The organism is Thalassobius sp. MITS945101 (genome assembly GCF_047123305.1).
GTDB lineage: Bacteria > Pseudomonadota > Alphaproteobacteria > Rhodobacterales > Rhodobacteraceae > Thalassobius.
This window is the reverse complement of the sequence record NZ_CP138918.1, coordinates 1,799,921-1,823,535: the sequence shown is the minus strand read 5'-3', so window position 1 is coordinate 1,823,535 and position 23,615 is coordinate 1,799,921. Positions and strand designations below refer to the sequence as shown.

At 59.1% G+C, this 23,615-nt stretch carries 26 protein-coding genes and 1 tRNA gene; 14 read left to right on the top strand and 13 right to left on the bottom strand.

Annotated elements, in window-relative coordinates:
- Positions 1-4: 4 nt before the first annotated feature.
- On the bottom strand, positions 5-1,465 hold the full coding sequence (gene xdhA, locus SIC14_RS09215) for a xanthine dehydrogenase small subunit (protein ID WP_412565531.1): 1,461 nt from the start codon (positions 1,463-1,465) through the stop codon (positions 5-7).
- A 222-nt stretch (positions 1,466-1,687) separates the two neighbouring features.
- On the opposite strand from xdhA, the gene SIC14_RS09210 reads away from it, so the two are divergent.
- Together SIC14_RS09210 and SIC14_RS09205 are read left to right on the top strand one after the other, a co-directional pair.
- A complete protein-coding gene (locus SIC14_RS09210; protein WP_412565530.1) occupies positions 1,688-2,593 on the top strand; it encodes a LysR family transcriptional regulator in 906 nt (301 codons plus the stop codon).
- An 81-nt stretch (positions 2,594-2,674) separates the two neighbouring features.
- Positions 2,675-3,583 (top strand): LysR family transcriptional regulator, encoded by a 909-nt coding sequence (locus tag SIC14_RS09205; RefSeq protein WP_412565529.1) that lies wholly within the window; start codon positions 2,675-2,677, stop codon positions 3,581-3,583.
- A gap of 15 nt (positions 3,584-3,598) precedes the next feature.
- Here SIC14_RS09205 and SIC14_RS09200 read toward each other — a convergent pair whose 3' ends face one another.
- The 5 genes from SIC14_RS09200 to bhcA all read right to left on the bottom strand — a co-directional run bounded on the left by SIC14_RS09200 (position 3,599) and on the right by bhcA (position 8,526).
- Complete coding sequence (locus tag SIC14_RS09200; protein ID WP_412565528.1) at positions 3,599-4,123, bottom strand: redoxin domain-containing protein; 525 nt, start codon at positions 4,121-4,123, stop codon at positions 3,599-3,601.
- A complete protein-coding gene (bhcD, locus tag SIC14_RS09195) occupies positions 4,124-5,089 on the bottom strand; it encodes an iminosuccinate reductase BhcD (protein WP_412565527.1) in 966 nt (321 codons plus the stop codon).
- A gap of 83 nt (positions 5,090-5,172) precedes the next feature.
- A complete protein-coding gene (bhcC, locus tag SIC14_RS09190; RefSeq protein WP_412565526.1) occupies positions 5,173-6,336 on the bottom strand; it encodes a 3-hydroxy-D-aspartate aldolase BhcC in 1,164 nt (387 codons plus the stop codon).
- 20 nt (positions 6,337-6,356) lie between these two features.
- The gene (gene bhcB, locus SIC14_RS09185) at positions 6,357-7,325 is read right to left on the bottom strand and encodes a beta-hydroxyaspartate dehydratase BhcB (protein ID WP_412565525.1); all 969 of its coding nucleotides are present in this window, start codon (positions 7,323-7,325) and stop codon (positions 6,357-6,359) included.
- A gap of 10 nt (positions 7,326-7,335) precedes the next feature.
- Positions 7,336-8,526 (bottom strand): L-aspartate--glyoxylate aminotransferase BhcA, encoded by a 1,191-nt coding sequence (gene bhcA / locus SIC14_RS09180; RefSeq protein WP_412565524.1) that lies wholly within the window; start codon positions 8,524-8,526, stop codon positions 7,336-7,338.
- Between the two features lie 199 nt (positions 8,527-8,725).
- On the opposite strand from bhcA, the gene bhcR reads away from it, so the two are divergent.
- Positions 8,726-9,538, top strand: coding sequence for an HTH-type transcriptional regulator BhcR (gene bhcR / locus SIC14_RS09175; RefSeq protein WP_412565523.1), 813 nt, complete (start codon positions 8,726-8,728; stop codon positions 9,536-9,538).
- 3 nt (positions 9,539-9,541) lie between these two features.
- Here bhcR and SIC14_RS09170 read toward each other — a convergent pair whose 3' ends face one another.
- The 6 genes from SIC14_RS09170 to SIC14_RS09145 all read right to left on the bottom strand — a co-directional run bounded on the left by SIC14_RS09170 (position 9,542) and on the right by SIC14_RS09145 (position 14,913).
- A complete protein-coding gene (locus SIC14_RS09170) occupies positions 9,542-10,864 on the bottom strand; it encodes an MFS transporter (RefSeq protein WP_412565522.1) in 1,323 nt (440 codons plus the stop codon).
- 9 nt (positions 10,865-10,873) lie between these two features.
- Positions 10,874-11,146 carry a metal-sensing transcriptional repressor gene (locus SIC14_RS09165; protein WP_412565521.1) on the bottom strand — a complete coding sequence of 91 codons (273 nt, stop codon included), beginning with the start codon at positions 11,144-11,146 and terminating at the stop codon, positions 10,874-10,876.
- 154 nt (positions 11,147-11,300) lie between these two features.
- Entirely contained in the window at positions 11,301-13,337 is a 2,037-nt protein-coding gene (locus SIC14_RS09160; RefSeq protein WP_412565520.1) for a methyl-accepting chemotaxis protein, read from the bottom strand.
- Positions 13,338-13,733: 396 nt separating this feature from the next.
- Positions 13,734-13,810: transfer RNA gene (locus tag SIC14_RS09155), tRNA-Arg, on the bottom strand.
- Positions 13,811-13,897: 87 nt separating this feature from the next.
- On the bottom strand, positions 13,898-14,539 hold the full coding sequence (locus SIC14_RS09150; RefSeq protein ID WP_412565519.1) for an alpha/beta family hydrolase: 642 nt from the start codon (positions 14,537-14,539) through the stop codon (positions 13,898-13,900).
- 62 nt (positions 14,540-14,601) lie between these two features.
- The gene (locus SIC14_RS09145) at positions 14,602-14,913 is read right to left on the bottom strand and encodes an ETC complex I subunit (protein WP_412565518.1); all 312 of its coding nucleotides are present in this window, start codon (positions 14,911-14,913) and stop codon (positions 14,602-14,604) included.
- Positions 14,914-15,046: 133 nt separating this feature from the next.
- On the opposite strand from SIC14_RS09145, the gene SIC14_RS09140 reads away from it, so the two are divergent.
- From SIC14_RS09140 to SIC14_RS09130, 3 genes are all read left to right on the top strand, one after another.
- On the top strand, positions 15,047-15,352 hold the full coding sequence (locus SIC14_RS09140) for a hypothetical protein (RefSeq protein WP_412565517.1): 306 nt from the start codon (positions 15,047-15,049) through the stop codon (positions 15,350-15,352).
- Between the two features lie 352 nt (positions 15,353-15,704).
- Positions 15,705-17,903, top strand: coding sequence for an excinuclease ABC subunit UvrB (uvrB, locus tag SIC14_RS09135; RefSeq protein ID WP_412565516.1), 2,199 nt, complete (start codon positions 15,705-15,707; stop codon positions 17,901-17,903).
- Positions 17,904-17,956: 53 nt separating this feature from the next.
- Positions 17,957-18,424, top strand: coding sequence for a hypothetical protein (locus tag SIC14_RS09130; RefSeq protein WP_412565515.1), 468 nt, complete (start codon positions 17,957-17,959; stop codon positions 18,422-18,424).
- A 516-nt stretch (positions 18,425-18,940) separates the two neighbouring features.
- On the opposite strand, the gene SIC14_RS09125 is transcribed toward SIC14_RS09130, so the two are convergent.
- Positions 18,941-19,339 carry a hypothetical protein gene (locus tag SIC14_RS09125; protein WP_412565514.1) on the bottom strand — a complete coding sequence of 133 codons (399 nt, stop codon included), beginning with the start codon at positions 19,337-19,339 and terminating at the stop codon, positions 18,941-18,943.
- A gap of 222 nt (positions 19,340-19,561) precedes the next feature.
- On the opposite strand from SIC14_RS09125, the gene SIC14_RS09120 reads away from it, so the two are divergent.
- The 8 genes from SIC14_RS09120 to SIC14_RS09085 all read left to right on the top strand — a co-directional run bounded on the left by SIC14_RS09120 (position 19,562) and on the right by SIC14_RS09085 (position 23,606).
- A complete protein-coding gene (locus SIC14_RS09120) occupies positions 19,562-20,029 on the top strand; it encodes an aminoacyl-tRNA deacylase (protein WP_412565513.1) in 468 nt (155 codons plus the stop codon).
- Positions 20,030-20,096: 67 nt separating this feature from the next.
- On the top strand, positions 20,097-20,393 hold the full coding sequence (locus SIC14_RS09115; RefSeq protein WP_412565512.1) for a hypothetical protein: 297 nt from the start codon (positions 20,097-20,099) through the stop codon (positions 20,391-20,393).
- A gap of 117 nt (positions 20,394-20,510) precedes the next feature.
- The gene (locus SIC14_RS09110) at positions 20,511-20,819 is read left to right on the top strand and encodes a hypothetical protein (protein ID WP_412565511.1); all 309 of its coding nucleotides are present in this window, start codon (positions 20,511-20,513) and stop codon (positions 20,817-20,819) included.
- Positions 20,820-20,907: 88 nt separating this feature from the next.
- On the top strand, positions 20,908-21,363 hold the full coding sequence (locus SIC14_RS09105; RefSeq protein ID WP_412565510.1) for a universal stress protein: 456 nt from the start codon (positions 20,908-20,910) through the stop codon (positions 21,361-21,363).
- 83 nt (positions 21,364-21,446) lie between these two features.
- Complete coding sequence (locus SIC14_RS09100; protein ID WP_412565509.1) at positions 21,447-21,950, top strand: ClbS/DfsB family four-helix bundle protein; 504 nt, start codon at positions 21,447-21,449, stop codon at positions 21,948-21,950.
- An 86-nt stretch (positions 21,951-22,036) separates the two neighbouring features.
- Positions 22,037-22,600, top strand: a complete 564-nt coding sequence (locus tag SIC14_RS09095; protein ID WP_412565508.1) for a NifU family protein — start codon at positions 22,037-22,039, stop codon at positions 22,598-22,600.
- On the top strand, positions 22,590-23,183 hold the full coding sequence (tsaB, locus tag SIC14_RS09090) for a tRNA (adenosine(37)-N6)-threonylcarbamoyltransferase complex dimerization subunit type 1 TsaB (RefSeq protein WP_412565507.1): 594 nt from the start codon (positions 22,590-22,592) through the stop codon (positions 23,181-23,183). Before SIC14_RS09095 ends, tsaB begins: the two co-directional genes overlap by 11 nt.
- Before the next feature lie 3 nt (positions 23,184-23,186).
- On the top strand, positions 23,187-23,606 hold the full coding sequence (locus tag SIC14_RS09085; RefSeq protein ID WP_412565506.1) for a GNAT family N-acetyltransferase: 420 nt from the start codon (positions 23,187-23,189) through the stop codon (positions 23,604-23,606).
- Positions 23,607-23,615: the final 9 nt, after the last annotated feature.

The following is a 23,615-nucleotide window of genomic DNA, read 5'->3' as shown; positions in this document are numbered from 1 at the left end:
CCCTTCACGCGTTCAGGCGGACCGGCATCGCGGTCGCGTCATCTTGTTCAAGGAAGAACCGGCGCAGCAGGTTCTGCGCGGACTTCATGCGATATTCGGACGAGGCACGCCAATCGGTAAGCGGGGCGAAGTCCTTAGCCATGGCTTCGGCTGCGGCGTCAAAGCTGGCTGCGGTGAACGGCTGGCCGACCAAAGCGGCCTCTGCCTCTGCGGCCCGTTTCGGGGTCGCCGCCATGCCCCCCAGCGCGATCCGCGCTGCCGTGATCTTGTCGCCGTCCACTGTAACACAGATACCAGCCGCCACCGCCGAGATATCTTCGTCCCGGCGTTTTGAGATTTTGTAGGCCGCGTTGATCTGGCCTTTTGCAGGCAGCGGGATCTGGACGCTTTCCAGGAACTCCCCCTCGCGCAGGTCCTGCTTGCCATAGTCGATGAAGTAATCCTCCAGCGGCAGCACACGACGTTCTGCGCCACGGCGCAGGGTGATCGACGCATTCAGAGCAATCAGGATCGGCGGCGTGTCCCCGATGGGCGAACCATTGGCGATGTTGCCCCCGACGGTGCCCATATTGCGGACCTGCCAGCCAGCGATGCGGTTCCAGTAATCCAGCATGAAGGGGAAATGCGCCTTAACCATCGGCAGGAAGTCCGAATAGCTGACCCCTGCACCCAAGGTGATGCCCGCCTCGGTCATTTCGATTTGCTTCAGCTGATCCAGCAGGTTGATGTGGATCGCCGGGCTGATCGGTTTCAGAAACTTGGTGACCCACAGACCCACATCCGTGGCACCTGCCACAATGGTCGCCTGCGGGTTCTGCACCAGAACTTCGGCGAAATCATCCAGATCTGCGGGTACAATCGCCTGATTTTCGGCGGGGCCGGTCACAACCCGTTTGCCATCTTTCAGCACTTTCAACTCGGCCACGATCCCGTCACGGGTTTCGTTCAGATAGTCCGAAGACGGGGTGCCATAGCGGCTGACCGCTACAGCGGCCTTGATGATCGGCTCATAGCCGGTGCATCGGCAGAGGTTGCCCTGCAAAGCGACCTCAACCTGTTTTTCCGTCGGCTCGGGCGTTTCCATCCACAGCGCATAAAGCGACATGACAAAGCCGGGGGTACAGAAACCACACTGCGAGCCGTGAAACTCCACCATGGCCTGCTGCACCGGATGCAAACCGCCATCCGCGCCGCGGATATGCTCAACTGTCACGATGTGACACCCATCCAGCGAGGCCAGGAAACGGATACAGGCGTTCACCGCCTCATATTTCAATCCATCGCCGGACAGGCGCCCAACCAGTACGGTGCAGGCGCCGCAGTCCCCTTCGGCGCAGCCTTCCTTGGTGCCGGTAAGGCGCTGCTCAAGACGCAGGAAATCCAGAAGGGTCTGACTGGCCGAAACCGAAGGCACGCTCACCGCCCGCCCGTTCAACAAAAACCGAATATCGCTGCGCAATTCCATCACTTCCTCCGACTGCGTGGCCACCCGAACGCGCGGGTGCGGCATTTGGTCAAAATTATCACTCCACACTATCAATGAATATGACGCTATCGGCTAAATACTTTCTACAATCTGTTGATAATGATACCCTGCCCATCGAAGCATCCCTTCGCTATGAGATCGGGCAATGGGTCAATGCAGACAGCCTCAGCCCACCTATCACACGGTTAGGAGACCGAAAAAATGCCCTATATTGAAAGCCTTCGGGTGTTTGCGCGCGTCGTCGAATTGGGCAGCATTACCTCCGGCGGGCGCGATCTGCGCTTGACACCGGCTGTGGCCTCAAAACGGATCAAAGAGCTGGAGGCGCGGTTGGGGGTCCGGCTGTTCAACCGCACCACGCGGTCGATTATCCCGACCGAAGTGGGGCAGATGTTCTACGAACAGGCCAAGAAGGTCCTCGATTCGCTTGATGAGGCCGAGGCGGTGGTCGCCAATTTTTCGGACACGCCGCGTGGCGTGATACGGGTCACAGCCCCCTTGGGGGTCGGGCGTCGGATCATCGCGCCGCTGGTGCCGGAATTTGTCAAAGCCTACCCCGAAACCGAGGTGCAAATGCGCCTGTCGGACCGCGCCATTGATATGATGAGCGAACGCCTAGACGTAGCTTTTTTTGTCGGCACACCAAAGGATTCAAACCTCAAACTGCGTCGGATTTCCGAAGTCGAGCGTGTGCTTGTCGCCGCGCCGTCCTACATCTCGGAACACGGCGTGCCAGAGAGCCCGCAGGACCTGCTGAAAAACCACAACTGCCTGCTGCTGCGCTATCCCCGTTCGCCGGAATACTTTTGGCAATTGCAAACCAAAAACGGCCTGCGCAAACTGGAGGTCTCGGGCAAGTTTGACGCCGACGACAGTGACGTGCTGACCGAATGGGCGTTGGCGGGACATGGGATAGCCAACAAACCGCGGTTCGACATCGTGCGCCATTTGCAAAACGGCGATTTGGTTGAGGTCATGACCGACACCCCGCCCTCAGCTTCGATCTTTGGCTGTCTCTATCCGCACCGCAAATTCCAGGATCCCAAGATCCGCGCCTTTGTGGATTTCATGACCGAGATGGGCCAAAAAGCTGTGTCGGACACCTAGGCTTTCACGCTCTGGCAGCGGTGGGGATTATCCGGTATAGCTAAAAGACACTCACTGACTTTCAGGGAAAGCCGCACAATCATGGCCTATCTCGACAATATCCGCACCTTCGCCCGCGTTTACGAGTTGGGCAACATGTCCGCCGCCGCGCGGGATCTTCGGGTCTCTGCGGCTGTGGCCTCCAGCCGGATTTCACAGCTGGAGGATCATCTGGGCGTCCGACTGTTTCACCGCACCACCCGCACGTTGACCCCAACCGAACAGGGCAAGACCTTCTATCAGGGGGCAGGCAAAATTCTGGAAGCGGTGGAAGAGGCCGAGGCGGACATTTCCGACATCACCGACAGCCCGCGTGGCACGCTTTATGTGGCGGCGCCGCTAGGGGTGGGCCAGCGGTTTATTGCCCCTGCCGTGCCGAAATTCAAAGCCGCTTACCCGCTGATCAACATTCGCCTGCGTCTGTCCGATCGCAAGCTGGATCTGGCCGCAGAAGGTCTGGATGCGGCCTTCTTCCTTGGCCTGCCCGAGGACAGCAACCTGCGGATCCGCAAGATCACCGACTGCCCCCGCGTGCTTTGCGCCGCGCCCGCCTATTTGGAGCGGATGGGTCAGCCGCAACACAGTGATGAACTGCGCACCGACGCCCATGACTGCCTCAACCTGCGCTACCCCGGTGCACCAGAATTTCAATGGCCGTTGGAGGGCCCAAACGGGGTGCAACGTGTCCCCGTCACCGGTCCGTTTGAAACCGATCACGGCGAAGTTCTGACCCATTGGGCGCTTGAGGGTCATGGCATTGTTATGAAACCGGTTTTCGAGATTTCAGAGCATCTGTCCGAAGGCCGGTTGGTGCCTGTTCTGCCAGAAGAGCCGCCGGTCCCGATCCAGCTGGCTTGCCTTTATATGCACCGTCGTCGGCAGGATCCAAAGGCCCGTCTTTTCATCGACTTTATGGTCGAGCATATTCAGGCAACCATGCCGCGCCCGTAGCGCCCGTAAAGGTGTTTAGCCTTTCAGCCAGTTCAACACTTCGGAGGGGCTGCGCTCGGGGGCCAGAATAGGGTGGAAATGGGTTTGAACTGCGCCATCGCGCAGGATCATTGCGCCCCGCTCCAGCAGGGTTTGGCCTTCCACTTCAAACGTCGGGAGGTTCAGCTTCGCAGCAAGCCGGAGCTGCTGATCCGACAAGAAGTGGAACGGCAAACGTGCCCGTTTCACCAGTTGTTTCTGTTCGGCATGGCCAGAGGTTGAAATCCCGAAAATCTGCGCGACGCCTGCCGCCTGTAACTCATGCAACACAGCGGCAAAGGCCCGCGCCTGCGGCGCAAGCGGCAAATGGCGCCCGACCTGAATCCAGCCCGGGACTTGGGGCACATTCGGGGGCGTTGGACGTGGACAGGTGAACAACACCGTCAAACCCTGCAGCGCCGACAATGCGTGCCAGTTCCCATCAGTGCCCTGCAAGGCGGGCAAGGGCTGATGAGACACCCGCCCTTGCTCGGAAGTTATGACCTTGCGCAGAAGGCTCACTTAGAAGTCCACCTCAATCGCGGTGCCTTTTTCGATCGCCAGATCCACCACGCTGGAAGCCACAGCAAGATCCTGCAGCCCAACGCCGGTGCCATCAAACAAGGTCACCTCACCGTCCGAGGTCCGGCCCCCGTGAATGCCGTTGATGACAGCGCCCAACTGGGTGATCTGTTCCGGCTTCAGAGATCCATTCGCCACCGCATGTTGCGCTTCGCCAAGGGTGGTGGATTGCGCCACCTCATCGGTGAAGACCGTGGCACGGGTCAAAAGATCCGCTGCAACCTCTTGTTTTCCAACTGTATCGGTGCCCATGCAGGCGATATGTGTGCCTTCGCTAATGTGCTCGGACAGGACAATCGGATCAAAGGAAGAGGTGATGGTGATGATGACATCAGCCTCTTTCAGACCGGGCAGATCAACCGCTTCAAACGGCAGCCCCGCCTCCGACGCAACCTTTTCCAGATTGGGCAGCATTTCAGGGTGCAGGTTCCAGCCGATCACCTTTTCAAAGCTGCGCTGTTCCAGCGCGGCGCGCAGTTGGAACGTGGCCTGATGCCCCGCGCCCACCATGCCGATGATTTTGGAATCTTCGCGTGCCAGATGTTTGATCGAAACAGAAGACGCCGCCGCCGTCCGCAGGGCGGTCAACAGGTTGCCCCCCACCATGGCCGAGACTTTGCCGGTGTCTGGATCGAACAGGAAAACGGTGGACTGGTGATTGATCAGCCCGCGTTTTTCCAGATTGTTGGGCCAGTAGCCGCCTGCTTTCAGACCGAGGGTCGCGCCGGCACGGTCAAAGCCGCCCTTGAAACCATAAAGCGCATCTTCATGGCCAATGGCCTCGCGAATGACAGGGAAGTTATAGGCGTCCTTGGCCGCCATTGCGGCAAAGACTTTTTCCACCGCGTCAAAAGCGGCGGCGCGGGTCATCAGATCCGCGATGTCACGTTCGGGAACGATATGCATTTGTTTTCCTTACGAGTTTGATCCCAAAAGACCGGCGGAACCCGCGATGGGAGGGTCGCGAAGCTCCGCCAGGAGGAAGGGGATCAGTAGGCCTTACCGCGTGCGGAGACAGGCCAAAGGGTTTCGACCTTTCCGTTGCGCACACCGACATACCAGTCGTGTACGTTGGCGGTCGGATCACAGTGTCCGGGCACCAGGCGCAGCTTGTCGCCCACGGCCAGCTTGCCGTCGGGATCAGCCACAACACCGTGCTCATCCGAGCATTTCACGTATTCCACGTCATCACGGCCAAAGATCATCGGCAGGCCGCTGTCGACCGACTGGGCCTTCAGGCCAGCGTCCACAATGGCTTTGTCGACCTTCGCGTGGCTCATCACCTGGGTCAGAATGAAGAAGGCGTTTTCCCATTCACCCTGATCGATGCGCTTGCCGTCCTTATCGAGGATCCGGCCATAATCTGCATCCATGAAGGCGTAGGACCCACACTGCAGCTCGTTGTAAACGCCCGAGTTGCTTTCGAAATAGTAGGACCCCGTGCCGCCGCCCGAAACCAGTTCACAGTCGATGCCTTCTGCTTTCAGGCCTGCAACCGCATCTTTCACCTGAGCAATGGCCACGTCCAGCTTGGCCTTGCGGTCCTCATAGCTGTCCATGTGCTGCATAGCGCCTTGGTAGGCCTGAATGCCTGTGAATTTCAGCCCTTCGGCCGCGACAACTGCTTTGGCAATCTCGACAACCGCTTCGGTGGTGGTCACACCACAGCGGCCCGCGCCACAGTCGATCTCGATAAAGACCTCCAGCTGGGTGCCGTGTTTCTGCGCTGCCGCCGACAGTTCGGCAACATTGGCCAAGTCGTCAACGCAGACGATGATCCTGCTGCCCAGCGTCGGCAGCTGTGCCAGCCGGTCGATCTTGGCTGCATCGCGCACCTGGTTCGACACCAAAACATCCTTGATGCCACCGCGGACGAACACTTCGGCTTCGGAAACCTTCTGGCAGCAGACGCCAACTGCGCCGCCCAGACGTTCCTGCAGCTTGGCCACATCCACCGACTTGTGCATCTTGCCATGTACCCGGTGACGCATCCCATGCGCCGCCGCATAGTCACCCATCTTCTTGATGTTGCGCTCAAGCGCGTCCAGGTCTAGCACCAGCGCCGGGGTCTGAATATCGGCCTCATCCATGCCCGGCAGCGCCGGAACATCATAGCCCACGATCATTTTCGACAGATCAGTTTGCACGTTCATTTTCCTTTTCCCCTTACATTTTAGCCGTTCAGCCAGGGCAGCTTGTCAAGATCGACGTTGCCTCCGGTGACGATCAGACCAACGCGCTTACCGGCGAAGGCCTCTTTGTTTTTCAGAATACAGGCCAGCGGCACCGCCGAGGACGGCTCCATCACGACCCGCAGGTGTTTCCAGATAAGTTTCATCGCATCGATGATTTCCTGTTCGGAGGCAGTGTAGATCTCGCTGACGTGGTTCGACACGAAGTGCCAGGTCAGATCCTTCAGTGGCACCAGCAACCCGTCGGCGATGGTTTTCGGCGCATCATCCGCGATGATGTGGCCAGCCTTGAAGCTGCGGTAGGCGTCATCTGCCTGCTCGGGCTCGGCCGCGATCACCTGTGTTTCCGGCGCCAGCGTTGCCAGCGTCAGACAGGTGCCGGAAATCATGCCGCCGCCGCCAATCGGGGCGACAACGGCGTCCAGACCGTCGACCTGCTCCACAAACTCGCGTGAACAAGTGCCCTGCCCCGCAATCACCCGCGGGTCATTGTAGGGATGCACAAAATCGCCACCCGTTTCTGCCTGCACCTCGGCAAAGGTCGCTTCACGCGAAGAGGTCGAGGGTTCACATTCGGTGATGATGCCACCATAGCGGCGCACGGTGTCTTTCTTGGCTTGCGGTGCGGTGCGCGGCATCACCACGTTGCAGGGAATGCCCCGTTTCATCGCCGCGTAGCTGAGGCAAGAGGCATGGTTGCCAGAGCTGTGTGTGGCCACACCCTTGGCAGCCTGCGCCTCATCCAGCCCAAAGACCGCGTTGGAGGCCCCGCGCACCTTAAAGGCGCCCGGTTCCTGAAAGTTTTCGCATTTGAAGAACAGCTGCGCCCCGCTCAACTCGTTGAGAAAATCCGAGGTCCGCACCGGGGTGCGCCGGATGTAGGGTTGGATCCGCTCGTGTGCGGCCAGCATGTCTTCGTAAGTCGGGATATACATGGCGTTATCCTTCATCTCCGATCCCTCAGGCCGCAGCCTTGGCAGGGGTCGCATCCTGATTGCGGTAGTATTCCTGAGCCGCGGCAACGCCCGAACCCAGTTTGATGTCGAGGCCCAGATCCACCATGCACATTTCCGCCGTGGCGATACCGGAGAGCGCCATCACATCGGTCAGGCTGCCCAGGTGGCCGATGCGGAACACTTTGCCCGCGACCTCGCCCAGTCCAACCCCGAAGGCGACACCGTATTTTTCAGCCGCAAGGGTCACGATCTCGGTGGCGTTGAACCCGTCCGGGGTGCGGATGGCGCTGACACTGTCCGAATAGACGTCTGGCGACACCGCGCAGAGGTCCAGCCCCCAGGCACCAACAGCCGCCCGCACGCCCGTGGCAATGCGATTGTGACGGGCAAAGACGTTTTCCAGCCCTTCCCCCAGCAGCATATCACAGCTGAGCTTCAGCCCGTTCAACAAACCCACAGCGGGGGTGTAGGGGTACGCATTGTTGGCATAGCCCTTGGCCATGTCACGCACGTCAAAGAAGGTGCGCGGCAGTTTGGCAGTCTCGATCGCCGCCATCGCTTTCGGCGAGAAGCCAACAATGGCCAGACCAGCGGGCAGCATGAAGCCCTTCTGCGAACCGGTCACAGCCACATCCACGCCCCATTCATCCATGCGGAAGTCCATCGAGGCGATGGAGCTGACGCCATCCACAAACAAAAGCGCCGGGTGGCCTGCGGCGTCCAGCGCACGGCGTACCGCCGCAATATCGGACTTCACACCGGTGGCGGTTTCATTGTGGGTGGCCAAGACGGCTTTGATCTCATGGTTCGTGTCGGCGGTCAGGATTTCTTCGTAACGATCTGCCGGCAGGCCTTCGCCCCAGGGTGTTTCCACGATGGTGACGTCCAGATCATGACGTTGGCACATGTCGATCCAGCGATGGCTAAACATCCCGTTGCGCGCCGCAAGGATCTTATCCCCCGCGCTCAACGTATTGGTCAGTGCGGTTTCCCAACCGCCGGTGCCGGAGGACGGAAAGATAAAGACCTCTGCTTCGGTAGACTTCAGCACCTGTTTCACGCCGGCAATTGCGGGGTGCAGGATTTGCCCGAACAGTGGCGAACGGTGGTCCAGCGTCGGCATGTCTACGGCTTTGCGCAGCACTTCGGGCATGTTGGTGGGACCGGGGATGAATACGGGGTTCTGAAAGCTCATGGCGTGCCCTCCTATGGCGTGTTGCCTTAAGAGTATGGCATGTACCGACTGGATCATATTTTTCTGAAAAAATATTTCATTTTTGTGCAAAGTGCAAAATAGTTCTTTAAATACAAAGGTATTGATTTTTTCATTCAGGAAAAGCTATTTTCAACAAAATGAAGAAACAGATCCTCGCATTCCAAAGAAGGGATTGAAATTGGCGCAAGAACCCCGCCGCAAAGGCCGCCCCAAAGGTTTTGATTCCGATACCAAGGCCCCCACGATCCAGGCCCTCGACCGCGCTCTGGATGTTCTGGAGACACTGGCTGGCGCCTCTGGGCTGACGCTGTCTGAACTGTCCGGCACCCTCGCCCAGTCTCCCGCCACGATGCACCGTGTCCTCAGCACGCTGGAGCAGCGCGATATGGTGGAAACGGATCCGATCACCCAGACCTGGCACATCGGACCCAGCGCTTTTCGCGTCGGCTCCTCGTTTCTGCGGCGGTCCTCGGTGGTGGAACGCGCCCGTCCAGTGATGCGGCAGTTGATGGAAGCGACGGGCGAAACCTCGAACCTTGGTGTCGAAAGGCGCGGTGAGGTGATGTTCCTCAGCCAGGTTGAAACCCATGAGTCCATTCGCGCCTTCTTTCCGCCCGGCACGCTGTCCCCCATGCACGCTTCTGGCATTGGCAAAGCACTGCTGGCGGCGCAGCCGGACGATCAGGTGGAACGCAGCCTGCGCCAGCTGCAACTGACCCGTTTTACCGAACGCACCGTCACAACACCGCGCGACCTTCTCAGTGAGATCGAGGCTATCCGCAGCCGCGGTTGGTCCTTTGACGATGAAGAGAAAGCACTGGGGATGCGGTGCGTTGCTGCAGCCATCCGGAATGTGCACGGCGAACCCGTCGCCGGAATTTCCATTTCCGGTCCCGTGCAGCGCCTGCCCCGCGACCGGATTGACGGAATCGGCCGCATGGTGCGGGACGCCGCTGCACAGCTGTCACGGGATCTGGGGGCGTCTGGCTAGAGTTCAGAAGTGCCGCCCCCAGCGCGGATGATCTTCGTCAATCACCATTGCATGACTGTGTTTGCGATGCCCGCCCCGCAAATGCGGGTGGTCCGGCGGCAGATTGTCGTGCGTGTGCTCAATCTCTACCGGATCATTGGCAGGCCAGAGCCTGAGCGCGACAAGCGCCCCCAACAGCGCCAATGCCGCCAAGCCCCAAAGGGTGGGTTGCAGCCCCATTCGTGCCAAGGCCCAGCCCGCAAGCGGGTAGGACAATAGCCAACACAGATGTGACAGAGTGAACTGGGCTGCAAACAGCGCCGGGCGGTCCTCGGCATGGGCGGAGCGACGCAGCACCCGCCCTGACGGTGTCATGACTGCGGAAAACCCAAACCCCATCAACGCCCACGCCATCAATACCGCCATGAATGACAGGCCCGTCAACGCACTCACCGCGCCCAGAACCATAAGACTGAAGACCATCAACATTGCCCCGCTCACCATGACCGGTCGGTCCGCCAGAACGTTAAGAAGCCGTGGCAACACCAGCGCCGCCAGCATTGATCCCGCGCCAAACGCAAGCATTGTCCAGGCCAGCGCCGCCTCCGAGAGTCCCAGATCAGACCGCACCAGCACAACCGAGTTGACCAGAACCATTGCCCCCGCCATCGCCACCGCAAAGCTCAGCGCCAACAGCCCGCGCAGCCGCGGCGTGGCCAGATAGATCCGCATGCCTCGTGTCAAACGAAGGGACAACGGTTGCTCTTTTTTCGGCATCGGCGTGGGGATCATTACCGTCAGGATCAACAGACCCGACGCGGCAAATCCAAATGCGGTTCCAAAGAACAAGGCCTGCCCGCCGACAAACAGCAGCAGCAACGCGGCAAGGCTGGGACTCAGCACATTTTCCAGATCATAGGCCAGTCGCGACAGGGACAGGGCGCGGGTATAGCGCTCTTCTTCTGGCAGGATGTCGGGCAACACGGCCTGGAAGGTCGGGGTAAATCCGGCGGAGGCGGCCTGAAGGACAAAGATCAGCAGATAGACCTGCCAGACCTCAGTCACAAAGGGCAGCGCCAGAGCAACGCTGGCCCGCAGCAGATCCAGAACCACCAAGGTAAGGCGGCGGGGCACACGTTCCAGAACTGCGGTTGCGACAGGGGCTATGGTGACATAGGCGACCATCTTGATGGTAAACACCATCCCCAAGACAAGCCCCGCTGACTCCCCCGCCAGGTCGAAGGCCAGAAGGCCCAGCGCAACCGACGCCAACCCGGTGCCAAATAGCGCCACCACCTGCGCTGCAAACAGTCTGCGAAAACGACGGTCGGACAGGATCTCCAGCATTTCAGGGTCTCACAGATAGCGGGTGATTTTTTTCAGTTCGGCGCGCTGCTCCTCCAAGGTGCCTTCATCCAGACAATGATCCATATGATCATGGATCAAGGTGCGTTTGGCATTTCGGATGGCGCTTTCCACCGCCTGCAATTGCTGGGCAACCTCGGCGCAGGGGGAGCCTGCTTCGATCATCCGTGTGACAGCGCTGAGATGCCCCTCCGCCCGTTTCAGCCGGGCGATAATTTTGGGGTGAGAGGCGTGGCGATGGGGGATGTCGGCGGAATCGGTCATGCCTCAGGTTATCCTCCCCATGAGGATCGGTCAACATCCTCCCCCAGAGGATACTGAGGTACAGTGCAGAACGTAAAAACCCCGCGCCAGCTGTGCGAATGAGGGCGCGGGGTTGGGAACGGGCGGAGCACAGGAAACACCGCCCGCACGGGGGTTACAAAGTGTGGACGCGGGTCACAAAGGTGTGCAGCGCCTGTTCCATCCGGGACGCTGCGGTTTCGACATTCTCAACACCGCCCAGCACATCATCTGCCGCACGCGACACCTCACCCGAAGCCTGATGCACATGGCCAAGGCTTTGATCTGTCATGGCCACGCGATCCGCGGTTTTGTTCATCCGCGCCGCGATGTCATGGGTCGCCTGTCCCTGCTGTTCTGCAGAAGCCGAGATATTTTGCGCCTGACTGTGCATTTTGGCCATCAACTCGGACACGCTGCGCACGGTTTCGGCGTTTTTCTCAACCATGGCAAAGACCTGCCGCACCTCTCCGGCGATCTCATCGGTGGATTGGGTGGTGCGATCTGCCAACTTGCGGATCTCTGTTGCAACCACCGAAAACCCCTGCCCGGCCTCACCGGCGCGACTGGCCTCAATCGCGGCGTTGAGCGACAGCAGGTCGGTCTGCTTGGCAATCTCGTCAATCAGCTCCACCACCGAGGTGATCCGTTTTGCTGCCGCCTCCAGTTCGGTCAGATGCTGGGTGGCATCCTCGGTCTGGCGAGAGGCATCCCCAACCAGGTCTGAGGTCTCCTGAACGCCGCTGACAACCTGTTGAATTGCCGCTGACAGCTCCTCAACCGCCCCCGCGACCGAGGTCACATCGCTGGAGGTCTCCTGCGATCCCTGCTGCATCTCCGCCGTCTGACGGCTGGTTTCTTCCGCCGCGGCTGCCATGGTTTCCGAGGCCGACCGCGCCTGCTGGCCGGTTTCATGCAGCATGGTGACCGCCTCGTCCGCCTGCGCCTGCAGATCCGCACCAAGCCGCTGCACAGGGGCCATCAGCCAACGGGCCAGGATCACCCCCAGCAGCAGCACGGCGACCGAAATCCCCAGCGCCAGCTGAATGGCTTGCGTCCGGGTGGCATCGGCCAGCGCCATCGCCTCGTCCCGGCCCACCTCGGACACCAACTGCCAGTCAAGACCTGCAACCTGCAACGGCTGCCAGGAGGCAATCACCTCATGGCCCAGATGGTTCAGACCTTGGAAGGTGCCGGTGGCTTGTGCATGCATCGCCTCTTCCAGCGGACCCTCGATGGAGCCACCAACCCCCAAACCGTCACCAAGACGTGGGGTCGAACGCAACAGGTGATCTGGGCCGACAAGATAAGCATCGGTTGTGGTGCTGCTGCCGGTGGTCGACTGCAATACAGCATCCGCAAAATCCAGCGGCAGTTGGATTGCGAAGATCCCAACCAATTCGCCATCATTGCGCACCGGCGACAGGATGAACGAGGCCTGAGCGTCGTAAGACGGCGCATAGGGGGCAAAATCCACAACCGTGGTTTCTGCCGCATCCCCCGCCGCCAACATCGCCTGCGTCGCACGTCCAAAGTTGCTATCTGCATATGGACCATCCAGCAGCGAAGTGCCGAAATCCATTTCTTTGAACACCGAATAGATGATCGCCCCCTGACGCGGTTCAATCAGGAACACGTCATAAAGCCCATAACGCTCCAGAAAGCCGCGCAGCTCGGGATGATATTCTGCATGAAGATCAGAATAGAGCGATCCGTCAGTGGCCTTGTCCAACAGGTGCTTTTCGCCAATCGGATTGGGGTTTTCCGCCACATAAAGCGACTGCAACATCATGGCACGTGCGTCCAGTCGCCCGGTCCAATCCGCCAGCGTCTCGCCCGCCAGGCTGGGGGTGTTGCTGACCTGATAGGTGTGACGCGCACCAATTGCGGCCGCATCAGGGGTGCCGGAACGCAGCAATGCGGACGATGTGTTGAATGCCATCAAGGCTTCGGCCGTCGCCCGGCTGACAGCGCGGCTTTCGGCCGTTTCGCGAATATTGGTGAGGTAGCCCTCGACCAGCTTCGCCTTCAAAGTCAGGCTGCTTTCGGTCTGCGCATAGGTGCTTTCCTGTGCAAAGGAGGTCAAACGATCCAGATCAATTTTAGAAACGCTTGCGATGGGCAGGAGACTGCCTGCCAACAGGGCCAAGGCCACTTTGAATTTAAAACGCATGGTACAATCCCGGGGTCTAGGAGTTGCATTACAAACTGATACTTCGTGTTTTGATAAACAGGGGTACGGCCCTTCTGAGGCAGGTTTTATGATGTGCACACGTCACCACCCTAAGGAGAACAAGGCGTTACAGGGCGATTTTCGTTTGCATCCAACAGCTTGAAGGAGAAGCTGCAACTCCGTTACAAACCGCGGGGCGCAGATTATCTTTTTGTTTGTTTACAAACACTTAAGCCAAAACCAGTAGATCATCCGAAACTTTTTTCGCAACAAATACAGCCGGATGCCCATTTATTAAGCAACATAGGTCCGAAATGTACCTTTCACCCGCATCAAGTGTGCGCAATGGCACGCTGCATAGCAAGACCACTCCGCGACATATCAAACCGGAAAAAATGGCGATCCCTGAAGGACTCGAACCCTCAACCTGCTGATTAGAAGTCAGCTGCTCTATCCAGTTGAGCTAAGGGACCGCTCTTGCGACGACAGGGGGCCTGCGCCTTGGGGATGTTTAGAACCTGCGTCGGGGGCGATCAACCCAATAATCCATCCCGTCTCTCTCAGCGCAACTGGCCCTCAACCCAAGCGGCGATGGCGGCGGCGGTGGTCTCCAGATGTGCCGTATGGGTGAAGCCCGAGATCCGTTGCCGGGGCTTCAAATCGTGATTGCCATCTTCCAGCCATTGGATCTGAATGTTGGAGGACAGGTCATAGCCCACCACCTCTTCCGCTGTGCCAAAAGCGTCCCGACTGCCCTGACAGATCAGAGTGGGAGTTTGCAGATCAGCTAGATGGGCGGTCCGTAGTTTTTCCGGCTTACCTGAGGGGTGAAACGGGTAGCCCAGACAGATCAGCCCTTGCAGCTGCCCGGCCTGATAAAGGTCCTCTGCAATGAGGCTGGCGACCCGGCCGCCCATCGATTTTCCACCGATAAACAACGGGCCCTGCGTCGCCAACTGCGCGATCACCGACCGATACTCTTCTTGCAGTTTTTCGACCTTGGGGGGCGGGCGCTTGCTGCCGCCTTGGCGCCGCTGCGCCATATAGGCAAACTCGAACCGGACACAGCGTAGCCCCCGTTTGGCGACACCCTCGGCGATCGCTTGCATGAAAGGTGTATCCATGCCCGCCCCTGCCCCATGCGCCAGCAAAAGTGTCGGGGCCTCTGCCGGGCCATCGATCAGAAAGTCAATTTCGCTCATCAGGACCTCCGGACATGAAAAAGGCGCCCCGCGGGCGCCTCATCGTCTAAACCAGTCAGGGTTTAGTGGGTCCAGGGACCACGGCGGTTGGTGGCAAAGTTTTCACCGTAGCCGCCAGCGCGCAGGTTGGGTTTGCGGCTCTGCGGGGTCAGCACTTCGGCCTCCAGCCCCATTTCAGCAGCATATTCCAGCGCAGCCTCTTTGCTGTCGAACTTCAGCCGCACCTGCGTCTGGGTATCGGCGCTGGAGGTCCAGCCCATCAGCGGGTCGATGTCGCGCGCTTCGGCCTGCTCATAATCCAGAACCCACTGGCGGGTCTTGGCCATGCCGGACTGCATTGCGTTACGGGCTGGCTGATAGATTCTTGCGCGCATGAGAGACTCCTCTGATTGCGCCAGTTATCGGGAAATCTGCATCAATTTGCAAGGCCCTGCACCCTCCTGACAGAAGGCTGTCAGCAGCCCCCTGCTAGAAGCCCATTCGTCAACAATGTGAAGGAGCTGCACAATGCAGAAACATGTGATCGAAACCGTTCTGTTCAAACTGAAAGACGGCATTTCCACTGAGGCTTTCCTGGAAGCCGCCAAACCCTCCACCACCTATGTCGAAGGCTGCAAAGGCTTTGTGGCGCGCCGCCTGTCCGGTGGCGCAGCCGGTCAGTGGGTGGAAACCATCGAATGGGAAAGCCTGGAAGATGCCCAGGCGGCCTCTGCCGGGTTGCCGCAGGCAGAAGGGATCGGCGCGTTTTTAGCGGCTGTTGATGAGACCAGTCTGGCCATGCACCACACCGAAGTGCAGATCAGCCTGCGTTAATCGGACCCTGGACTGGTGGTTTATGTCGATTCCATATGTTCGGAAGAGTGACTTTGGCTGCCAGTCAAACCACAGGGAGCGAGGGGTGGGTGAAATGCGGTTCGCCCGGCAGCCAAGCCTGCCACTTGCGCTCAGAGAGTATCACTTTTTCACCGCCCCAGCAACTTTATTGCAAATGACGCGAGGTGATTTGAAGCATTCATAACCAGCGGTAGCGCCTTGCGAAATCAGAACGGTGCCAGACTGGATTGCAAGGGATTCTCGTTGCACTTGGCCTTGAACCGGAACAAAAAGAGATCAAATCTGTAGCTCCTCGCCAGCGCTCGTGCTGCACCCTTTGACGGAGGCCTCCATGCCCTATGCCAACAACGATCAGTCGATGCCGATGATGCATGCGGCGGCAGAGGATGTGAAAACCCGCGCCAAGCTGGAAGGCGGCAAAGCCTTCACGATGCACACCGAGTTTTCGCCAGCAGGCGACCAACCAACCGCCATCGCGGAACTGGCGGGCGGCATCACAGAGGGCGAACGGGATCAGGTGCTCTTGGGCGCGACCGGCACCGGCAAAACCTTCACCATGGCCAAGGTGATTGAAGAAACCCAACGTCCCGCAATCATTCTGGCGCCGAACAAAACCCTTGCCGCCCAGCTTTATGGCGAATTCAAAGGGTTCTTCCCAGAGAACTCGGTCGAGTATTTTGTCTCGTTCTATGACTACTATCAGCCCGAGGCCTATGTCGCCCGCTCGGACACCTATATTGAGAAAGAAAGCCAGATCAACGAACAGATCGACCGGATGCGCCACTCGGCCACGCGGGCGCTTCTGGAACGGGACGATGTGATCATCATCGCCTCGGTCTCCTGCATCTACGGCATCGGCTCGGTCGAAACCTATGGGGCCATGACGCAGGATCTGGTGGCAGGCAAAGACTATGACCAGCGCCAGATCATGGCCGATCTGGTGGCGCAGCAATACAAACGCAACGATCAGGCGTTTCAGCGTGGATCGTTCCGGGTCCGCGGCGACGTGCTGGAAATCTTCCCGGCTCACCTCGAAGATCGCGCCTGGCGACTGTCTTTCTTTGGCGAAGAGCTGGAAACCATCACCGAATTTGACCCGCTAACCGGCGAAAAAACCGATACGTTTGAGCGGATCCGTGTCTATGCAAACTCCCACTATGTGACCCCGAAACCGACGCTCAATCAGGCGGTAATTTCGATTAAGAAAGAGCTGAAGGCGCGGCTTGACCAACTGGTTGATGAAGGCAAGCTGCTGGAGGCCCAGCGTCTGGAGCAGCGCACCAACTTCGATATCGAAATGTTGGAGGCCACCGGCCATTGCAACGGCATCGAAAACTACTCTCGCTATCTGACGGGCCGCGCGCCGGGGGAACCGCCCCCCACCCTGTTTGAGTTCATCCCTGACGATGCCATCGTTTTTGCCGATGAAAGCCACGTCTCGGTGCCGCAGATCGGCGGCATGTATCGCGGCGACCACCGGCGCAAATTCACATTGGCCGAACACGGGTTCCGGCTACCGTCCTGCATGGACAACCGGCCGCTGAAGTTCGAGGAATGGGACGCCATGCGGCCGCAGTCGATCTTTGTCTCGGCCACCCCCGCCGCCTGGGAAATGGAACAATCCGGCGGTGTCTTTGCCGAACAGGTGATCCGCCCAACCGGCCTGCTGGACCCCGAGGTAGAAATTCGCCCCGTCGACATGCAGGTCGACGACCTCCTAGATGAAATCCGCAAAGTCACCGCCGGCGGCTACCGCACGCTAGTCACCACTTTGACTAAACGCATGGCCGAAGACCTGACCGAATACCTGCACGAGCAAGGCATCAAGGTGCGCTATATGCACAGCGACATCGACACGCTGGAGCGGATTGAGATCCTGCGCGATCTGCGGCTGGGTGCCTTCGACGTACTGATCGGGATCAACCTGTTGCGCGAAGGTCTCGACATCCCGGAATGTGGGCTTGTGGCCATTCTGGACGCCGACAAAGAGGGCTTCCTGCGCTCGGAAACCTCGCTGATCCAGACCATCGGACGTGCGGCGCGAAATGCCGACGGGCGGGTCATCATGTATGCCGACCGTATGACCGGCTCGATGGAACGGGCGCTGGCTGAAACCGGACGGCGGCGCGAAAAGCAGATGGCCTACAATGAGCTGCACGGCATCACCCCGGAAACGGTGAAGAAAAACGTCGAGGATGTGCTGGCGGGCCTCTACAAGGGCGACACCGATCAGTCCCGGGTCACCGCCAAGATCGACAAACCGATGCATGGTGCCAATCTTGAAGCCCATCTGGCGGGTCTGCGGGATGAGATGCGCAAAGCCGCCGAGAATCTGGAGTTTGAAGAAGCCGCCCGCCTGCGGGATGAGGTCAAACGGCTGGAAGCAGTTGACCTCGCCATTGCGGATGATCCGCTTGCGCGGCAATCCGCCGTCGAGGCCGCTGTGGAAGAGTCCAGCAACAAACGCGGCCGCTCCACCGCAGGCCGCGCCGGCCAACGCGGCGGCAATGTGAAACGGCGCGGGCGATGAGTCTCTCTCATCGTTTCCGAAGGGAACTCAATAAGTGCCATGTCAATGCAAGCATGATCCATGGCAACTACGTCATCGTGCTTGACGGCATTGGATATTCACTTGATCAGCTTCCTAAAGGGAAAGTGAGGACGTGCTACGCTGCAGGCCTGCAGCAAACCCAGTTCGAACAACTCTGCGCCAATGTTTCGCCTAGGCTTATCGAATTCAAAAACCTGTTGGCGCACGACTTTTCAGCAATTGCTCAGATGGAAAACTTAATTGGCCTGTCTCTTCTGCATTGCCCAAAGCTCACTCAATTGAACGGCGTTGAGAGGCTATCGAATCTCGAGTACTGCAGCTTAAACACTTGCGTGAAACTTAGAGAATTGGATCATTTAGCAGACCTCCCAATACGTCATCTCAGGATTGCGGGCGGGATGTCAAAACCGCTTTGGCTTGAGACACTATTGCCGCTGTCAAAGATGCATCAGCTTGAAGAATTGGGCTTTGCGAATGTAAAATTCGCTCCGACGGCCTAGCGCCTTTGGCTAAGATCGTTAGTTTGAAGCATCTGTCACTGCCCAGTTTCTATCCCAAAGAGGAATATGAAGCACAGCACAGGCAACGCACCGACTTAACCGGCAATGTCGCCCCTTTCCCGCAGCGGCGAAACACTTTTTTGAAGCGACTACACCTTTGTTATGAAAAACTAATTGGGCGCGCCCCACCGTTTACTTGATCCAAATTTACACAGTTTTGGCAGCCCCATCGCCCTTCAAATTGTCCCAGACTCCCTGCAAAACTCGGGCGTGCCCCTTTACCCCCCCTTGCCCGGCTTACCTGAACGGGCGCAAACTGATCCAATCACTCACCCCAAGACGACGAGGATGTGCTGGCGGGCCTCTACAAGGGCGACACCGATCAGTCCCGTGTCACCGCCAAGATCGACAAACCGATGCATGGTGCCAATCTTGAGGCCCATCTGGCGGTTCTGCGGGATGAGATGTGCAAAGCCGCCCAGAAACTGGAATTTGAAGAAGCCACCCGCCCAAGCCTCAACCGCCGACGCAGGCTTGCATGGCGGCCATGGTGTCCGATATCTGGGCGCACAAGCGGTAGCGTTGCAAATCGTCCTGCAGGTCTTGAATGGTTCGGATATTCATCTGCCGCTTTTGCTTTTCGCGACGCAGGTCCTCTTCCACCAGCTGTAGCTCCGACAGGGCCGCACGGACCTGGTTATGCCGGTGTGTCAGGCTATTCAGGTCGTCGATCACGCTGTTGCAATATTCCACTGCTTCCTCATAACGGGCATCTTTGGCATTCAGCGCCTCCACTGCTGTGGATTTGCAGACAAACTCTCCCCCGCCACAGGTGGAATCGGGTAAACAAATCTCAGCAAGGGCGGTGACGGGCAGCAGCATTGCAAGAGCGAGCGTGATGATAGCAGTTTTCATTCTTTTGTCCCTGTTCGATCGCACAAGACCTAACGCTTTGTGAATATTGCGAAAAGGGACTGCCGCACCACGGCAAGTATTGAGCCCTATCTGTCCCCAATTCGCCACGCTCTTGCCCGACTCACCTGAACAGGCGCAGACTGATCCAATCACTCACCCCAAGACGCCGCGGTTGCGTCTAAGGCGGCGCAGCCGGGGCGTTCGACCTGATCGGAGGACGCCATGTCTCTATCTGAACGTCTGGAACACCACCTACAGGCCACCGGCCTGCCCTATGATACACTCAGCCATCGCTACGCAGCCACCGCACGGGAATGCGCCGAAAACGCTCATATCCCGCAGGATCATATGGCGAAGACCGTGTTGGTTCACCGCGAAGACGGCCCCATGCTGGCCGTTGTCCCTGCCAATCATCAGCTTGACCTCAGCCGCCTGCAACAGATGACCCACCGCCGCCTTGGCCTGGCCCCGGAAAGCGAGCTGGAGGAGATCTTTGACGATTGTTCCCCGGGCGCCGCGCCGCCTGTGGGGGACGCCTATGACATTCCAACAATTGTCGACAACAGCCTGATGGGCCTCAGCAAAGTCTGGTTTGAAGCCGGCGACCACCGGACATTGGTCGAGATGGAGGGCGGCGACTTCGACCGGCTGATGCGCCGGGCGCAACACGGATCGATCTGCATTCACTGACCAAAGACCTGCAGGGGGCGTGTCACAATCACCGCCCCCACCAAAAAACCGTATAGAGGAGCCATAGATGGGCCTGCTTGTGGAATACACACTCAAAGACGCCGCCGATCACGATGCGCAGGCGGCGGCGATGGAAACGCTCTGCGCGGCACTGAAAGAGCTGACTGATCGCCGTTTTTCTTACCAGGGATTTGCCTCAGAGGATCCGTTGCGGTTCTACGGTGTGCTGCAATATGACGGTGAGACGGGCAAACAGCAGTTCCTCGACAGCGCCGCTTTCAAGACCTATCAGACAGGAGCGCGCGAACGGTTGGCGGGTCCTCCCAAGACCACACCCATCCGCGCCAGCGGCTCTTCGCTGTGACCTCACGCCTCACAGTCTTGTGTGATTGCACGCGCCGGTCGCTTCCGGCATACTTGTCCCAACAATCAGGCCAGCTAATTTGGGGATAACCCCTGGGCCGAACCTTGAGGCACGACTATGAAACGCATCCTGTGCGCCGCAATGATTGCGGCCTTTGTCGCCCCCCTTGCGGCCCCGGCTTTTGCCGGCCCGATTGAGCGCGCCTGCCTGTCCTCCCCCCGCAAAGAAAAGAGCTGGCCGCTGTGCAGTTGCATTGGCCGCGTTGCCAATCAGACGCTCAGCCGGTCGGATCAGCGTAAGGCAGCGAAGTTCTTCAAAGACCCGCAAAAGGCACAAGACACCCGGCAGTCTGACAATGCCGCAAACGAACGTTTCTGGCAGCGCTACGTTGATTTCGGTGCCACCGCAGCGGCTGTTTGCGGATAAGCCGCTGTTTCGACAGGCTTGCCAGCCCCCCGCCCTTGCGCCATGATCCGGCACATTAACAGCAGGCGCGCTGCGAGAGGGTGTTTCAATGCGGAAGTTCTTGGTCATTTTGGATGACAGTCGTGAATGCCTGAACGCCATGCGCTTTGCCGCCATGCGTGCAGCCAAAACGGGCGGCGGGGTGGAAATCCTTTCAGTGATCCCACCGGAAGAGTTCAACCACTGGATCGGTGTCGGCGACATCATGCGCGAAGAGGCGCGGGAGCGCATCGAGGTGCACTACGAGGTCTTTGCCAAATGGATGCGCGACCGTCAGGGCATTGATCCCGAACTGGTGATCCGCGAGGGCGAACCGGTAAGCGAGATCATGGCGCAAATCAACGAAGATGGGGAAATTGGCGTGCTGGTGCTCGGTGCCGGCACCGACAAGAAAGGCCCCGGCCCGCTGGTTACCCAGCTGTCGCGCTCTGCCGGGACGCTGCCGATCCCGATCACCGTGGTACCGGGTGATCTGTCCAAAGAGCGATTGGAAGCGATCACCTAAACCCGTTGGGGTCTCGCGCGACTTGATCCCGCGCAAAGCTTCTGCTTGCACTTTTGTTTAGCATTGAAGCAGGAGGAGCGCTGATGCCCGCAACCTGCAAAAAAGATCTGCTTAGCGTGACAGAAGCCGAGTATGCCAAACTCGTGACAGCGCTGGACCGTGTCCCAGCTGACGTGCGGTTGGCCCCAGATCCAGCGGCCGATGGCATTACGCTTAAGGACATTCTTGGTCACCGCGCCCATTGGATTACACTTTTTCTGGGCTGGCACGCTGCGGGGCAGCGTGGTGCGCAGCCTGCGCTGCCTGCTCCAGGTTACAAATGGAATGAGCTGAAACGCTACAATGCCGACCTGCGTGAGGCGCAGGCGGATCTCACGTGGGACGCGGCCCGCGCGTTGCTGGCGGAAAACCATCTGGCACTGCTGGACCTGATCAAGCACCTCAATGACGCGGCGCTCTACGGGGCGCCGATGCCAGGTGGCAACAACAAATGGACAACAGGTCGCTGGGCCGAAGCAGCCGGACCATCGCATTATAGATCGGCCCATAAATATATCCGGACCCGCCTGAAAGCCTTGGATCTATAGCTGGCGAGCAGATTAGAACCATTCTAAACCTTGACACTGCCCCATGCGGGGCGCATATCTGAGCCAAGCGATAAGGATTGGCACATATGTTCATTCAAACTGAATCCACCCCGAACCCCGCAACGCTGAAATTCCTGCCGGGTCAGGCCGTTCTGGGCACGGGCACCGCAGACTTCCCTTCGGCGGATACTGCTGACACTTCGCCTTTGGCAAAACGTGTTTTTGCCGTCAGCGGCGTGACCGGCGTATTCTTTGGTGGCGACTTTGTCACTGTGACCAAAGACGAAGGGGTTGAGTGGGATCACATCAAACCGGGCATCCTTGGCGCGATCATGGAACATTTCCAGTCGGGCGATCCGGTTATGGCGGGCGAAGCCACTGGCAATTCGGGCCATGCAGACCACCACGGCGAAGACGGTGAGATTGTTGGCCAGATCAAAGAGCTGCTGGACACCCGCGTGCGCCCAGCTGTGGCACAGGACGGTGGCGACATCACCTTCCATGGGTTTGATCGCGGAGTTGTGTACCTGCACATGCAGGGCGCCTGCGCGGGCTGCCCCTCTTCGACCCTGACCTTGAAAATGGGCATCGAGAACCTGCTGCGCCACTACATCCCCGAAGTGACCGAGGTACGCCCCGTTGCCGTCTAAGCCCCTCATACTGGGATTTGACACATCGGCCGCGCATTGCGCGGCCGCTTTGCTATCCGGTGACCATGTTCTTGCGCAGGCCCATGAAGAAATGGGACGTGGCCAGGCGGAACGGTTGATGCCCCTGCTGGCAGGGGTCTTGGCCGCGGCAGGCAAAACCTGGGCCGATCTGGACGCCATTGGCGTGGGCGTCGGGCCCGGCAACTTCACTGGGATCCGCATTTCGGTCTCTGCCGCACGTGGTTTGGCTCTGGGGCTTGGCATTCCGGCGATTGGGGTGAACAGTTTTGAGGCTGTGGCCCTGAGCGACGGCACCGGCACCGTTGCGGTTCTTGGACCGCGTGGTCAGGCCTATCTGGCGCCGAAAGAGGCCGCCCCCTATCTGGCCCCCGCCGAAGAGGTCGCCGCCTTGGGGGACCTGAAGACACCGCAATCCGCCAGCATTGCCGGTCACATCGCGCAAGTCGCTGCCCGCAAGCTGCCGGACGGCACCCATCACGCACCTGCACCTCTCTATATCAAAGCCGCAGACGCCGCGCCGCCCCGTGATCCGGCACCCAAGATCCTCAGCGACGCTCCCTGACCTATGTCCCCCGAAGACCTTGCCCGCATCCATGCCGCCGCTTTCACCGACCAGCGCCCCTGGTCGGCTGCTGAGTTTGCCGATCTGACAGACTCAGCCCATGTGTTTCTGGCCGCCTGCCCACAGGCCTTTGCGCTTGGCCGCTGCATTGCGGGCGAAACAGAATTGTTAACGCTCGCAACCCTGCCAGAGGCACGAGGCCAGGGTCTGGGCCGCAAGATGCTGCGGTGCTATCATGATGCGGCATTGCAGCGAGGCGGCGAGAGCAGCTTCCTTGAGGTTGCTGAAACCAACCATATAGCGATTCGGCTATACGAATCCGAAGGTTACACTCAGACGGCGAAACGCCCGAATTACTACCGCTTGACCATTGGTCAACGGGTAGGCGCGCTGATATTCAGCCGCCCGCTGAACAGGCAATAACCCTTGGAC